Source organism: Pseudomonas sp. P4_C4 (assembly GCF_056402055.1).
On sequence record NZ_JBFUID010000033.1, the window covers coordinates 20,272 to 34,159 of the forward strand.

Below are 13,888 nucleotides of genomic sequence, written 5' to 3' on the forward strand. Positions count from 1 at the left end.
GGTCCACAAAGCCCAAGCCGCCTGGATCGGATCCCCTATTTGAAGCGCCCCCTGCCCCTGCTCCTGATCTGCCTGGCCTTGAGCTCCACCGCAAGCGCGACGATCAGCGAAAGCCATGGTTATGCGCAGTTCGGCACGCTCAAGTACCCGGCCCGATTTACCCACTTCGACTGGGTCAACCCGCAAGCGCCCAAGGGCGGTACGTTGCGGGTCATGGCGTTTGGCACGTTCGACACGCTCAACCCGTACACCTTCAAGGGCACCAGCCCGGTCACCACGGCGAATTTCCTGCAATACGGCATCAACGAGCTCAACGAGCCGCTGATGGTCGGTACCGGGCAGTACGCGCCTTCGGGTGACGAGCCCGCGTCCAGCTATGGCCTGATCGCCCAGTCGGTGGAGTACAGCGAGGACCGCAGCTGGGTGGTGTTCAACCTGCGTCCCGAAGCACGCTTCCATGACGGCACGCCGATCACCGCCTATGACGTCGCGTTCTCCTACCGCACGCTGCTCAAGGAAGGCCATCCGCTGTACCGCACCAGCCTTCAGGAAGTGTTGCGGGTCGACATCCTCAACCCGCAGCGCATCCGCTTCGTGTTCAAGCGTGCCGGCAATCCGCTGCTGATCCTGCGCCTGGGCGAAATGCCGGTGCTGGCGCAGCACTACTGGAAAGGCCGCGACTTCAAGGCCACCACATTCGAGCCGCCGCTGGGCAGCGGACCGTATCGCATCACCTCGGTCACGCCGGGACGGCAGATCATCTTCGAACGGGTCAAGGATTACTGGGGCAAGGACCTGCCGGTCAATCGCGGCAAGTACAACTTCGACCGCATGGAGGTCGAGTTCTACCGCGACAGCGACGTGGCGTTCGAGGCGTTCAAGGCCGGTGAATTCGATATCTATATCGAGCATCAGGCGAAGAACTGGGACACTGGCTACAACTTCCCCGCCGTACGCCGCGGTGACGTGATCAAGACACAGATTCCCCACCAGATCCCGACCCAGACCCAGGGTTTGTTCATGAACAGCCGTCGCCCGGCATTCTCGGACGCCAAGGTCCGTGAAGCGCTGGGGCTGATGTTCAACTTTGAATGGACCAACCGCACGCTGTTCAGCGGCGCCTACCAACGCGCCATGAGCTACTACCCCAATAGTGAGTTCTCGGCCAGCGGTTTGCCGGTCGGGCACGAATGGCTGTTGCTCAAGTCCTATCGTGAACAGTTGCCGGCCAGGCTCTTTACCGAGCCGTTCAGCCTGCCGCAGACCGACGGGCACGGCATCCCCCGGGAGACCTTGCGCAAAGCCCTTGGCCTGCTCGCCGATGCTGGCTGGAAGTTCAATGGCCAGCGCCTGCAAAACGCCGCCGGGCAGCCGTTGCGCCTGGAGTTACTGCTGGTCAACCCGAACCTGGAGCGCATCCTCCAGCCTTACCTCGAGAACCTGAGCAGCATCGGCATCGACGCACGGCTGCGCACGGTCGATCGCGCACAATACAAGCAGCGCCTCGACCAGTTCGATTTCGACATGATTCTGATGACCCTCAACCAGACGCTCAGCCCGGGCCTGGAACAATGGCAGTACTTTCACTCCAGCCAGGCCGGGGTCAAGGGCAGCAAAAACTACGCCGGCATTGCCGACCCGGTAGTCGATCACTTGCTCGAGCAGTTACTGGCGGCCCAGACCCGCGATGAGCAAGTCGCCGCCGGCAAGGCCCTCGACCGCGTGCTGCTGTGGCAGCACTACATCGTGCCCAACTGGTACCTCAATTATCACCGTCTGGCGTACCGCAACCGGCTCGCCTTCGTCACCACGCCGCCCTACACCCTGGGCCTGAACGCGTGGTGGCTGAAATCTTCGGAGAAAGATCAATGAAACCCATCCGCACCCTGCTCCTGCAGGCCAGCGGCCTGTTGTTCGCCGGGCTGGCCTGCGCCGCCCCACAACATGCCGTGACCCTGTATAACGAGCCGCCGAAATATCCGGCCGATTTCAAACACTTCGACTACGTCAATCCCGATGCGCCCAAGGGCGGAATCTTCCGTCAGGCCGGTTTCGGCGGTTTCGACAGCCTCAACCCGTTTATCAGCAAGGGTGTGCCGGCGGACGATATCGGCATGATCTACGACACCCTGGCCAAGCAAGGGCTGGACGAGCCGTTCACCGAGTACGGCTTGATCGCCCGGTTGATCGAGAAAGCTCCGGACAACGCTTGGGTGCGCTTCTACCTGCGCCCCGAAGCACGCTTCCATGATGGCCATCCGATTCGCGCCGAGGACGTGGTGTTCAGCTTCCAGATGCTGACCAAGGATGGCGCGCCGATGTACCGCGGCTACTACAACGACGTGGCCGAAGTGGTCGCCGAAGACCCGCTCACCGTATTGTTCAAGTTCAAGCACACCAACAACCGCGAACTGCCGCTGATCCTCGGCCAGTTGCCGGTGCTGCCCAAGCACTGGTGGGCCGACCGCGACTTCAACAAGGGCAACCTGGAAATCCCGCTGGGCAGCGGCCCGTACAAGGTCAGCGAAGTGAAGGCCGGACGCTCGGTGCGTTACGAGCGGGTCAAGGACTACTGGGGCAAGGACCTGCCGGTCAATCGCGGTTTCTACAACTTCGACGTGATGACCACCGATTACTACCGCGACAACACAGTGGCCCTGGAAGCGCTCAAGGCCGGGCAGTTCGACTACTGGCTGGAAATGACCGCGAAAAACTGGGCCAACGCCTACAACACTCCGGCGGTCACCGAAGGTCGACTGGTCAAGGAACAGATTCCCAACGGCAATCCGACCGGCATGCAAGGGTTCGTGTTCAACCTGCGCCGCCCGGTGTTCCAGGATGTGCGCGTGCGTCAGGCCTTGTCGCTGCTGCTGGACTTCGAATGGACCAACAAGCAACTGTTCAACGGTGCCTATGCGCGTACCCGCAGTTACTTCGAGAACTCGGAAATGGCCGCCATCGGCCTGCCTGATGGCGAACAGGTGGCGATCCTCGAACCGTTCCGCGGCAAGCTTTCACCGCAAGTGTTCAGCGAAGCGTTCCAGAACCCGACCACCGACGGCAGCGGCATGATCCGCACCCAGCAACGCCAAGCCTATCAACTGCTGCAAGAGGCCGGCTGGCGCATCGTCGATGACAAAATGGTCGACGCCACGGGCAAGCCGGTGGTCATCGAGTTCCTGTTGGCCCAGACCGAATTCGAACGGGTGCTGCTGCCGTTCAAGCGCAACCTGAGTGACCTGGGCATCGATCTGGTGATCCGCCGGGTCGACGTCTCGCAATACATCAACCGCGTGCGTTCCCGGGACTTCGACATGATTGTCGGCAGCTTCCCGCAATCCAATTCGCCGGGTAACGAACAACGGGAATTCTGGATGTCGGCTGCCGCCGACAAACCCGGCAGCCGCAATTCCATGGGGCTGAAAGATCCGATGGTCGATCAACTGGTCGAGCAACTGATCAACGCCGATTCGCGCAACAGCCTGGTGGCCCACGCCCGGGCGCTGGACCGGGTGCTGCAATGGGGCTATTACGTAATACCCAACTGGCACATCAAGACCTGGCGCGTGGCGTACTGGAACCACATCGGCCATCCAAAGGTCTCGCCTAAATACGACATCGGCACGGCCACCTGGTGGGTCAAGCCCGACATCAAGCCGGCGATAGAAGTCGAAACCACACTGCAGGCCGCTCCTGCGGGCACGGAGTAATCAGATGCTGGCGTACATTTTTCGGCGACTGTTGCTGATCATTCCGACCCTGTTCGGCATCCTGCTGATCAACTTCGTGATCATCCAGGCTGCCCCGGGCGGGCCGGTGGAACAGATGATCGCCAAGCTCGAAGGCTTCGAAGGCGCCACCAGCCGCATCGCCGGCGGCGGTGCCGAAGTCTCGGTGGCAGGCTCGGCCTATCGCGGCGCCCAGGGCCTGGACCCGGCACTGATCAAGGAAATCGAGCACATGTACGGCTTCGACAAATCGGCGCCGGAACGCTTGTGGATCATGGTCAAGAACTATGCGTCCCTGGATTTCGGCGACAGCTTCTTCCGCGACGCCAAGGTCATCGACCTGATCAAGGAAAAGATGCCGGTGTCGATCTCCCTCGGGCTGTGGAGCACCCTGATCATGTACCTGGTGTCGATCCCGCTGGGGATCGCCAAGGCCAAGCGGCACGGCAGCCACTTCGACGTCTGGACCAGTTCGGCGATCATTGTCGGCTACGCGATCCCGGCGTTCCTGTTCGCCATCCTGTTGATCGTGGTGTTCGCCGGCGGCAGTTACCTGGACTGGTTCCCGTTGCGCGGGCTGACCTCGAACAACTTCGATGAACTGAGCATGGGCGGCAAGATCCTCGACTACTTCTGGCACCTGGCGCTGCCGGTGACTGCACTGGTGATCGGCAACTTCGCGACCATGACCCTGCTGACCAAAAACAGCTTCCTCGACGAAATCAACAAGCAGTACGTGATCACCGCCAGGGCCAAGGGCCTGACCAACCACCGCGTGCTGTACGGCCACGTGTTCCGCAACGCCATGCTGCTGGTGATCGCCGGTTTCCCCTCGGCCCTCATCGGCATCTTCTTCACCGGCTCGTTGCTGGTGGAGGTGATCTTCTCCCTCGACGGCCTCGGCCTGATGAGCTTCGAAGCGGCGATCAACCGTGATTACCCGGTGGTGTTCGGCACGCTGTTCATCTTCACTTTGCTGGGGCTGGTGGTGAAACTGATCGGCGACCTCACCTACACCCTTGTCGATCCGCGCATCGACTTCGAAAGCCGGGAGCATTGAGATGAACCTGTCCCCTCTCAATCGCCGACGCTTCGAACTGTTCAAGGCCAACAAGCGTGGCTGGTGGTCGCTGTGGCTGTTCCTGATCCTGTTCGGCGCAAGCCTGGGCGCCGAGCTGATCGCCAACGACAAGCCGCTGGCGGTGCATTACGACAACAACTGGTACTTCCCGGCGCTCAAGCGTTACCCGGAAACCACCTTCGGCGGCGAATTTCCACTGGAAGCCAATTACAAGAGTCCGTACATCCGCGAACTGCTCAAGGCCAAGGACGCCTGGGTGCTGTGGGCACCGATTCCCTACAGCTACCAGAGCATCAACTACGACCTGAAAGTCCCGGCCCCGGCCCCGCCCTCGACGGACAACCTGCTGGGCACCGACGATCAGGGCCGCGATGTGCTGGCCCGGGTGATCTACGGTTTCCGCATTTCGGTGCTGTTCGCCCTGACCCTGACCGTGCTCAGTTCGATCATCGGCGTGATCGCCGGGGCCTTGCAGGGTTTCTACGGTGGCTGGGTGGACCTGGCCGGGCAGCGCTTCCTGGAGATCTGGTCCGGGCTGCCGGTGTTGTACCTGCTGATCATCCTCGCCAGTTTCGTGCAACCCAATTTCTGGTGGCTGCTGGGGATCATGCTGCTGTTCTCGTGGATGAGCCTGGTGGACGTGGTGCGCGCCGAATTCCTGCGCGGGCGTAACCTGGAATACGTACGCGCCGCCCGCGCCCTGGGCATGCAGAACGGTGCGATCATGTTCCGCCACATTTTGCCCAACGCGATGGTCTCGACCATGACCTTCATGCCGTTCATCCTCACCGGCGCCATCGGCACATTGACCGCCCTGGACTTCCTCGGTTTCGGCCTGCCGGCGGGCAGCCCGTCCCTGGGTGAACTGGTGGCCCAGGGCAAATCCAACCTCCAGGCGCCCTGGCTGGGCATCAGCGCCTTTGCGGTGCTGGCCTTGATGTTGAGTTTGCTGGTGTTCATCGGCGAGTCAGCTCGCGATGCCTTCGACCCGAGGAAGTGAAATGAATCAGCACAATCTGATCGAAGTGCGCGACCTGTCCGTCGAGTTTGTCGTCGGCAATCGCTGTCAGTTGGCAGTCGAAGGCGTCAGCTTCGACATCAAGCGCGGCGAAACCCTGGCTTTGGTCGGCGAGAGCGGTTCCGGTAAATCGGTCACCGCACATTCGATCCTGCGCCTGCTGCCCTACCCGCTCGCCCGGCATCCGTCCGGCACCATCGAATACTCCGGGCAGAACCTGCTGAACCTGAAAGAAAAAACCATCCGCCACATTCGCGGCAACCGGATTGCGATGATCTTCCAGGAGCCGATGACCTCGCTCAATCCCCTGCACTCGATCGAGAAACAAATCAATGAGGTGCTGAACATCCACAAGGGCCTGACCGGCAAGGTCGCGACCAAACGCACCCTGGAGCTGCTGGAGATGGTCGGCATCCCCGAGCCGCACAAGCGCCTCAAGGCCCTGCCCCACGAATTGTCCGGCGGCCAGCGCCAGCGGGTGATGATCGCCATGGCCCTGGCCAACGAGCCGGAACTGCTGATCGCCGACGAGCCGACCACCGCGCTGGACGTGACCGTTCAGCTGAAAATCCTCGAATTGCTCAAGGAACTGCAGGCCCGATTGGGCATGGCGCTGCTGCTGATCAGCCATGATTTGAACCTTGTGCGAAGAATTGCGCATCGCGTATGTGTCATGCAGCAAGGATGCATCGTCGAACAGGCATCGTGCGAAGAACTGTTCCGCGCGCCACAGCATCCGTACACTCGGGAACTGCTGGCAGCGGAGCCCGGCGGCAAGCCTGCAAGCAACGTGATCGGCCCGCCCTTGCTGGCGGTCGAGGACCTGAAAGTCTGGTTTCCGATCAAGAAAGGCTTGCTCAAGCGCACGGTGGATTACGTCAAGGCGGTCGACGGCATCAATTTCAACCTGCCCCAGGGCCAGACCCTGGGGATCGTGGGCGAAAGCGGTTCCGGCAAATCGACACTGGGTCTGGCGATTTTGCGCTTGATCGCCAGCAAAGGCGCGATTCGTTTTGAAGGCCAGCAGCTAGACTGCCTGACGCAGCAACAGGTCCGGCCGCTGCGGCGGGAGATGCAAGTGGTGTTTCAGGACCCGTTCGGCAGCCTGAGCCCACGGATGTGCGTGAATGACATCGTTGGCGAAGGCCTGCGGATCCACAAGATGGGCACCGCGGCGGAACAGGAACAAGCGATCATTGCAGCACTCAAGGAGGTAGGCCTGGATCCGGAAACCCGGCACCGCTACCCCCACGAATTTTCCGGAGGGCAACGGCAGAGAATCGCCATTGCCCGGGCATTGGTGTTAAAACCGGCGTTGATTTTGCTGGACGAGCCGACTTCGGCCCTCGACCGCACAGTACAACGCCAGGTAGTGGAGCTTTTGCGTTCACTGCAAACCAAGTACAACCTGACGTATCTGTTTATCAGCCATGACCTGGCTGTGGTGAAAGCGCTGAGCCACCAGTTGATGGTGGTCAAGCATGGCCAAGTGGTCGAACAGGGAGACGCGCAAAGCATTTTTGCCGCCCCCCAACATCCGTATACACAGCAGTTGCTGGAAGCCGCTTTTCTGGCTCCGGCCACTGCGCAATAACCTGAAAAGAGGAGCAACACATGGGTTTTCTCGCCGGTAAGCGCGTACTGATCGTCGGTGTCGCCAGCAAGCTGTCCATCGCATCCGGCATCGCTGCCGCCATGCATCGCGAGGGCGCTGAGCTTGCCTTCACTTATCAGAACGACAAACTCAAGGGTCGTGTCGAAGAGTTCGCACAAGGCTGGGGCTCGAGCCCTGAGCTGTGCTTCCCGTGCGACGTGGCCAGCGATGAAGAAATCGCCAAGGTCTTCGAAGAACTGAGCAAGAAGTGGGACGGCCTGGACTGCATCGTGCACTCCGTAGGCTTCGCACCGGGCGACCAACTGGACGGCGACTTCACCGAAGCCACCACCCGTGAAGGTTTCCGCATCTCCCACGACATCAGCGCCTACAGCTTCGTGGCCCTGGCCAAGGCCGGCCGCGAAATGATGAAAGGCCGCAACGGCAGCCTGCTGACCCTGTCGTACCTGGGCGCCGAGCGCACCATGCCGAACTACAACGTCATGGGCATGGCCAAGGCTTCCCTGGAAGCTGGCGTGCGTTACCTGGCCGGCTCCCTGGGCCCGGACGGTACTCGCGTCAACTGTGTATCGGCTGGCCCGATCCGCACCCTCGCCGCTTCCGGCATCAAGAACTTCCGCAAGATGCTGGCCGCCAACGAAGCGCAAACCCCGCTGCGCCGCAACGTCACCATCGAAGAAGTCGGCAACGCCGGCGCCTTCCTGTGCTCGGACCTGGCGTCCGGCATCAGCGGTGAAATCATGTACGTGGACGGTGGCTTCAACACCACGGCCATGGGCAGCATCGAAGAGTAATCTTCGGTCAGCCATTAAAAAACCCGCCTCTTCTGGCGGGTTTTTTATGCCTGCGATTGTCCCGGACAAACACAATCCCCTGTGGGAGCGAGCTTGCTCGCGATGAGGCAATCACATTCAACATTTCTTCTGGCTGATAGACCGCTTTCGCGAGCAAGCTCGCTCCCACAGGGTTTGTGGTGATCCGGTCATTTGTGAACAACACCAGGCAATGTGGGAGCGAGCTTGCCCGCGAAGAGGCCCGCCAATTCACCACTGTTCTAACGGCTCATCACACGCTCGGCCTCACCCAACAGTTCCTCGATCGAGTCATGAACAGTGGGGTCATATTCGACCTGGGTAACACTGAACCGAATGTCATAACTGCGATGCGCCGTGGCGTTGCGCTCATCGAGAATCTCATTGAGCCGGGCCTTGATCGCTTCAATCTCCACGACGCTGGAACCGGTCAGCAACGCCACGAACCGGTCGCCTTCGAGCCGGCCGACCACATCGCTTTCACGAAAACCGATACGCAGGACATCGGCGAATGTCTTCAGCGCATCGTCACCTTTGGCCCGGCCATACAGATAGCTCATGCGCTTGAATTCATCGAGGGTGAAGTACAGCAGCGTCGCCGGCGTCCCCAGCTCCCGACAGGCGTTCAGCCCGAGCCGGGCCAGTTCGCTGAAGCCATGGCGATTGGAGAGCAGCGTCAGCTCGTCCATGCTCGCCATTTGCACGCCCGCCAACTCTTGTTCGGCCTGGCGCGCCAGATCCCGCAGCCGTTCACGTTCTTGCTGTGGCGTGAGCAACGGGTTTGCGGATCGACCCGATTTGCCTGTTTTGCCTGAGATCAACATCATTCACTCCCTTGGCAGGTATGCACGTTAGAGTCGCCCATACCCGTATTGACTCCCTATTAGCGTGCCGCTGGTCAGCTACCCGCCAGCGGGCACGGCCCTCCTGCATCGGCCCAGCGCTTGAACCGGGTGACGAAGATATCGTGCGGTACCGACACCGGCGCGCGATTGCCGCCCGGATTCCAGCCCCACAGCACCAGCTTGTCCTCGCTGACGTGTTTGATCAGTGCGGCGAAATCCCGGTCGCCATTGCTGGAGCGATCCTTGATCATCGCGCACAACCGGTCGGCCGGCAGGCCGATCCAGGCCATCCGCTGCGCTGCTGGCGGCAGGCTCCAGTGTGGCGCTCCGGGCGGCGCGTGCGGACCATAACTGGCCGGCGGATTGCCTTGCGCATGGCACGTTGCACAGGGCAACCCGGCCGAGCCCTTGCCGTCGATGCCGCGCACGACATTCATCGCGTGGGGCACCCCGGCATCGAATTGCAGCGGCGAATCACCGGGAATGTGGCAGTTCTGGCAACGCGGGCTCTGGAAGACTTTCTGCACGGTGTCGAATGCCTGCAAGGCCTCGCGGTCTTCGGCGAACACGTGCGATGCGTAGGCGATGAGACAGATCAGGATCACCGTCCCAAGCAACCAATGATGTCGTTTCATCTCACACCCCCGACAGCTGCAACGGCAGCTCCCGCAGGCGCTGCCCGGTCAGGGCAAACACCGCGTTGGCCACCGCCGGCGCCGTGGGTGGCACACCGGCTTCGCCGATACCGCCGGGTTTGTCGCTGCTGGGCACGATATGCACTTCGACCACCGGCATTTCATTGAGCCGCAGCACCTGATAGTCGTGATAGTTGGACTGCACCACCTGCCCGTCCTTGAGCGTCAGCTTGCTGTGCAAGGCGAAGCTGAGACCAAAGGTGATGCACGACTCCATCTGCGCGGCGATGCTCTGTGGGTTGACCGCAATGCCGCAGTCCACCGCACACACCACCCGGTGCACACGGATGGCGAGGTTGTCCTGGGACACCTCGGCCACCTGGGCCACGTAACTGCCGAACGATTCATGCACCGCCACGCCCAGTGCATGGCCGTCCGGCAGCGGTGCCTTCCAGTTGGCCTTCTCCACCGCGAGGTTCAGTACACCGAGGTGACGGGGATGGTCCTTGAGCAAGGTGCGTCGATATTCCACCGGATCCTTGCCGGTCGCCGTGGCCAGTTCATCGATCAGCGATTCCATGACAAACGCAGTGTGGGTGTGCCCCACCGAACGCAACCACAAGACGCTGATCCCGGTTTTCGGTGAGTGCAGTTCGATCTGGTGATTGGCCAGTCCTTCGATGTAGGGGCTGTCGGCCACGCCTTCGACGGAGGTCTTGTCGATCCCGTCCTTGACCATGCTCGCTTCAAGGGAAGTCCCGGCCATGATCGACTGCCCGACCATCACATGTTTCCACGCCAACGGCAGGCCGTCGGCCCCCAGCCCGATGCGCGCATGGTGCAGGAACGCCGAGCGGTAGTAGCCACCGCGGATGTCATCCTCGCGCGTCCACACGGTTTTTACCGGTGCACCGGCGGCCTTGGCGACATACACCGCTTCGCTGACGAAGTCCGAGGTCGGATTGGCCCGGCGCCCAAAGCCACCGCCGAGAAACTCGGTATGGATCTCGACCTGTTCGGGTTTGAGCCCGGTGATTTCCCCGGCAACCATCTGGTCCAGGGTCTGGAACTGGGTACCGGTCCAGATTTCGCATTTGTCCTTGGTGATGCTCACCGTGCAGTTCAGCGGTTCCATCGGCGCATGGGCCAGATAAGGTACGCTGTATTCAGCATCGATGGTCTTGGTCGCTTTCGCCAGCGCTGCCTGGGCATCACCGGCCTGACCGGCGTTCAGGCCGGGGGTGGTGGCGAGTTTACGGAAGTTTTCCAGCAACGCCCGGCTATTGAGCCCGGCGTTCGGCCCCGGATTCCACTCGATTTTCAGCGCATCGCGCCCCAGCTTCGCCGCCCAGAAATGATCGGCGATCACCGCGATGCCCGTCGGTACTTGCACCACTTTGTGCACGCCCGGAATCGCCAGCGCCTCGGCGCCTTCAAAGGATTTGACGCTGCCGCCGAAGGTGGGTGAACGGGCGACCATCGCGGTCATCAGCCCGTCAAACTGCACGTCCATGCCGAATTTTGCCCGGCCAGTGATTTTCTCCGGCGTGTCCAGACGCTTGGTGGGTTTGCCGATCAGCCGCCAGTCTTGGGCGTCCTTGAGCTTGATCGAGGCCGGGTCCGGCCGTGGCAATTGCCCGGCGTCATCGGCCAACTCGCCATAAGTTGCACGATGCTCACCGGCAATGACTACGCCCGAGTCGGTATGAATCTCGGATGGAGCGACGTTGAAGCGCTTGGCGGCCGCGTCGATCAGCATCAAACGCGCCGCTGCGCCGGCCTGACGATAGCGGTCGAATTCCATCCAGGTCGAGGTCGAACCACCGGTGATCTGCATCCCGCCAAAGCCGGGCATGCCGTAATCGGCGGCCGATGCCGGGGAATGCTTGACGCGGATTTTCGACCAGTCGGCGTCGAGTTCTTCGGCGATCAGCATGGTCAGGCCGGTCCAGATGCCCTGGCCCATTTCCGAATGGCCGAGTAACACGGTGACGCTGTTGTCATTGCCAATGCGCAGGAAGGCGTTGGGCGCAAACACATTGCCCTGATTCTCTGCGCCCATGGCGAACCGGTGAGCGCCAGGAATGACAAAGGCGACTACCAGTCCACTACCCAGCAACGCACTGCCCTTGAGAAAACCACGGCGCGATAACGCGTTGATGCTGTTCATGGCCACCTCATCCCAGCTCGGCGGCGCGCTTGACCGCCGCGCGAATCCGCGGGTAAGTGCCGCAGCGGCAGATGTTGCCGGACAGCGCCTGATCGATGTCGCTGTCGGTCGGTTGCGGAATTTTCGCCAGCAACGCCGCCGCCGACATGATCTGCCCGGACTGGCAGTAACCACACTGGACCACGTCAAGTTCCGCCCAGGCCTGTTGCACCGGGTGCGAACCGTCCGCGGACAGGCCTTCGATGGTGAGAATCTTTTGCCCATCAGCCACCGCGGTGGCCGGTGTGATGCAGGCGCGTAGCGGCGCGCCGTCGACGTGAACGGTGCAGGCCCCGCATTGGGCTATGCCACAGCCGAATTTGGTGCCGGTGAGGTGGGCGACATCGCGCAAGACCCAGAGCAGCGGCATGTCAGCGGGGACATCCAGCTCCTGATCCTGGCCATTGATGTTCAGGGTCAGCATGGCGCATTTCCTCAGACTCACGGTGATCTGAAGGGGCGTCGCCGCGGCCTTGTACAGCCTGCGCGCGCCTCGGGTTCTCCCTTCAGCTAAGCGCAGATTTGCCGGCAGACCGTTGTGCATCGACCACCGGTCATGAAAAGGCCGCCTCGATGGGCGGCCATGGAACCGTTCGCTAGAGCCTTGGCCCTATTAAAATGCCGGTGTAGCGCCAGACAAAAACCGCAAAAGCGCTACACCACAGCAGCGCCGACAACGCCAACCCGTAACCGGAAAAAGGCACCAGCCACACCCGACACGCCCCCGCCAGCAACAACAGGACAAACCCCGCAACGATCGCCCTGGACGGCTGTAACATTCGCCCGGTATGCCCCAGGCTGACCCGTGCAATCATCGCCAGAATCAACCCGCCGATACCGCCGACGGCCAGCGAATGGGTGGCCAGGCTTTGCTGCGGCATCCAGCCCAGGTGCCACAGCGCCATGGCCAGCGTCGCTACCGCGAGCCAGGCGTAAGCCAGGTACAGCGACCACAGCAACGGCACGCGCCACAGGTCGCGGTCATGCCAGCGCCACAATCGCAGCAGATGCAAACCACTGATCAACGCAAACAACAGCGCCAGCCACACGCGCGGGACGTCATTCAATCCGGCGGCAAAGGACACCGCCGCCAACATGACGCTGATCAGCAACACCTTGCCCGGCAACGGATGGGCCGCAGGCGTTGCGGGCCGGTTCAGGCCGCGCTGGACAAAGAAGGGAATCACCCGCCCGCCGATCACGCTCATCAGCGCGCCCACCAGCCACAAGGCAGCCAGCACGCCATGGCGTTGCAGATTGGCGTCATCAACGGCGACCCCCAACAACGTCAACGCCTGACATCCGGCCAGCAACGACACCATCAACAGAATCGGATAATTCTCGCGCTTGCCCGCGGCCAGCAGATCGCGCCCCAACACCCACACCAACAGCGGCAGAAACGGAACTTGCAAGGCCAGCAGCAAGGGCGCCGGCATCGGCAACCACCAGGCCAGCCGCGCCAGCAGCCACACCAGCACCAGGCCGATCAGCGGCCAGCCCTTGAGCCCTGGCCGGCCGGTCCAGTTGGGCACCGCGGTCAGGAGGAACCCGGCAATGATGGCCGAGGCAAATCCGAAAGGCATTTCATGTCGATGCCAGGCGAGCATGCCGCCCAGCGGTTGCGCACCGGGCAAGCGGCCGTACAACCACAAGGCCCAGATCGCCACGGCGATGGCGGCGAAACCGGCCCCGACCAGAAAGAACGGTCGAAAGCCCAGACTGAAAGCCGGTGCAACGGCAAGCCGGCGCATCAAGCCACCACCAGGGCCGGGACTTCGCTCGACAGATGAAGAACGTTCTGAGGGTTGCTGAAGAAGTTGAACATTTTGCGTACTCCTGAAGGCGTTCAGTTGTACGTTTATCTGTACAAGTTCCGTGCCAGCTCTTTACCCCTTCAGATCCAGGCACTTGCGCTCATACAAGTCATAAAGACTCGATACATAAA

11 protein-coding genes are annotated in these 13,888 nt (G+C 61.6%); 6 read left to right on the top strand and 5 right to left on the bottom strand.

All coding sequences use genetic code 11. The features are described from left to right. Nucleotides 1-51 precede the first annotated feature (51 nt). Genes AC1DXW_RS17725 through fabI form a run of 6 tightly spaced genes read left to right on the top strand, consistent with a single transcriptional unit; the run spans nt 52 to nt 8,236 of the window. On the top strand, nt 52-1,872 hold the full coding sequence (locus AC1DXW_RS17725) for an extracellular solute-binding protein (protein WP_477760285.1): 1,821 nt from the start codon (nt 52-54) through the stop codon (nt 1,870-1,872). Further along, entirely contained in the window at nt 1,869-3,710 is a 1,842-nt protein-coding gene (locus AC1DXW_RS17730; protein ID WP_477755829.1) for an extracellular solute-binding protein, read from the top strand. The genes AC1DXW_RS17725 and AC1DXW_RS17730 overlap by 4 nt, the downstream gene beginning before the upstream one ends. Nucleotides 3,711-3,714: 4 nt before the next feature. Next, nucleotides 3,715-4,788 (top strand): microcin C ABC transporter permease YejB, encoded by a 1,074-nt coding sequence (locus AC1DXW_RS17735; RefSeq protein WP_223547164.1) that lies wholly within the window; start codon nt 3,715-3,717, stop codon nt 4,786-4,788. A 1-nt stretch (nt 4,789) separates the two neighbouring features. Next, nucleotides 4,790-5,809: an ABC transporter permease gene (locus AC1DXW_RS17740; RefSeq protein ID WP_007979115.1), complete on the top strand. Its 1,020-nt coding sequence runs from the start codon at nt 4,790-4,792 to the stop codon at nt 5,807-5,809. Between the two features lies 1 nt (nt 5,810). Then, on the top strand, nt 5,811-7,421 hold the full coding sequence (locus tag AC1DXW_RS17745; protein ID WP_477760278.1) for an ABC transporter ATP-binding protein: 1,611 nt from the start codon (nt 5,811-5,813) through the stop codon (nt 7,419-7,421). Between the two features lie 20 nt (nt 7,422-7,441). Continuing rightward, nucleotides 7,442-8,236: an enoyl-ACP reductase FabI gene (gene fabI, locus AC1DXW_RS17750; protein WP_057715039.1), complete on the top strand. Its 795-nt coding sequence runs from the start codon at nt 7,442-7,444 to the stop codon at nt 8,234-8,236. 260 nt (nt 8,237-8,496) lie between these two features. Here fabI and AC1DXW_RS17755 read toward each other — a convergent pair whose 3' ends face one another. The 5 genes from AC1DXW_RS17755 to AC1DXW_RS17775 all read right to left on the bottom strand — a co-directional run bounded on the left by AC1DXW_RS17755 (nt 8,497) and on the right by AC1DXW_RS17775 (nt 13,694). Further along, nucleotides 8,497-9,078: a GGDEF domain-containing protein gene (locus AC1DXW_RS17755; protein WP_477760279.1), complete on the bottom strand. Its 582-nt coding sequence runs from the start codon at nt 9,076-9,078 to the stop codon at nt 8,497-8,499. Nucleotides 9,079-9,152: 74 nt separating this feature from the next. Then, a complete protein-coding gene (locus tag AC1DXW_RS17760; protein ID WP_477753585.1) occupies nt 9,153-9,734 on the bottom strand; it encodes a hypothetical protein in 582 nt (193 codons plus the stop codon). Between the two features lies 1 nt (nt 9,735). Then, a complete protein-coding gene (locus tag AC1DXW_RS17765) occupies nt 9,736-11,904 on the bottom strand; it encodes a xanthine dehydrogenase family protein molybdopterin-binding subunit (RefSeq protein WP_477753586.1) in 2,169 nt (722 codons plus the stop codon). Between the two features lie 7 nt (nt 11,905-11,911). Then, nucleotides 11,912-12,367 carry a (2Fe-2S)-binding protein gene (locus AC1DXW_RS17770; RefSeq protein ID WP_477753587.1) on the bottom strand — a complete coding sequence of 152 codons (456 nt, stop codon included), beginning with the start codon at nt 12,365-12,367 and terminating at the stop codon, nt 11,912-11,914. Between the two features lie 172 nt (nt 12,368-12,539). Next, the gene (locus AC1DXW_RS17775) at nt 12,540-13,694 is read right to left on the bottom strand and encodes an NnrS family protein (RefSeq protein WP_477753588.1); all 1,155 of its coding nucleotides are present in this window, start codon (nt 13,692-13,694) and stop codon (nt 12,540-12,542) included. Between the last annotated feature and the right edge of the window lie 194 nt (nt 13,695-13,888).

Excerpts from the sequence above, each read along its gene's own strand:
- AC1DXW_RS17730 (WP_477755829.1), top strand. The coding sequence starts at position 1,869 with ATGAAACCCATCCGCACCCTGCTCCTGCAGGCCAGCGGCCTGTTGTTC.
- AC1DXW_RS17735 (WP_223547164.1), top strand. The coding sequence starts at position 3,715 with ATGCTGGCGTACATTTTTCGGCGACTGTTGCTGATCATTCCGACCCTG.
- AC1DXW_RS17740 (WP_007979115.1), top strand. The coding sequence starts at position 4,790 with ATGAACCTGTCCCCTCTCAATCGCCGACGCTTCGAACTGTTCAAGGCC.
- AC1DXW_RS17745 (WP_477760278.1), top strand. The coding sequence starts at position 5,811 with ATGAATCAGCACAATCTGATCGAAGTGCGCGACCTGTCCGTCGAGTTT.
- fabI (WP_057715039.1), top strand. The coding sequence starts at position 7,442 with ATGGGTTTTCTCGCCGGTAAGCGCGTACTGATCGTCGGTGTCGCCAGC.
- AC1DXW_RS17755 (WP_477760279.1), bottom strand. The coding sequence starts at position 9,078 with ATGTTGATCTCAGGCAAAACAGGCAAATCGGGTCGATCCGCAAACCCG.
- AC1DXW_RS17760 (WP_477753585.1), bottom strand. The coding sequence starts at position 9,734 with ATGAAACGACATCATTGGTTGCTTGGGACGGTGATCCTGATCTGTCTC.
- AC1DXW_RS17765 (WP_477753586.1), bottom strand. The coding sequence starts at position 11,904 with ATGAACAGCATCAACGCGTTATCGCGCCGTGGTTTTCTCAAGGGCAGT.
- AC1DXW_RS17770 (WP_477753587.1), bottom strand. The coding sequence starts at position 12,367 with ATGCTGACCCTGAACATCAATGGCCAGGATCAGGAGCTGGATGTCCCC.
- AC1DXW_RS17775 (WP_477753588.1), bottom strand. The coding sequence starts at position 13,694 with ATGCGCCGGCTTGCCGTTGCACCGGCTTTCAGTCTGGGCTTTCGACCG.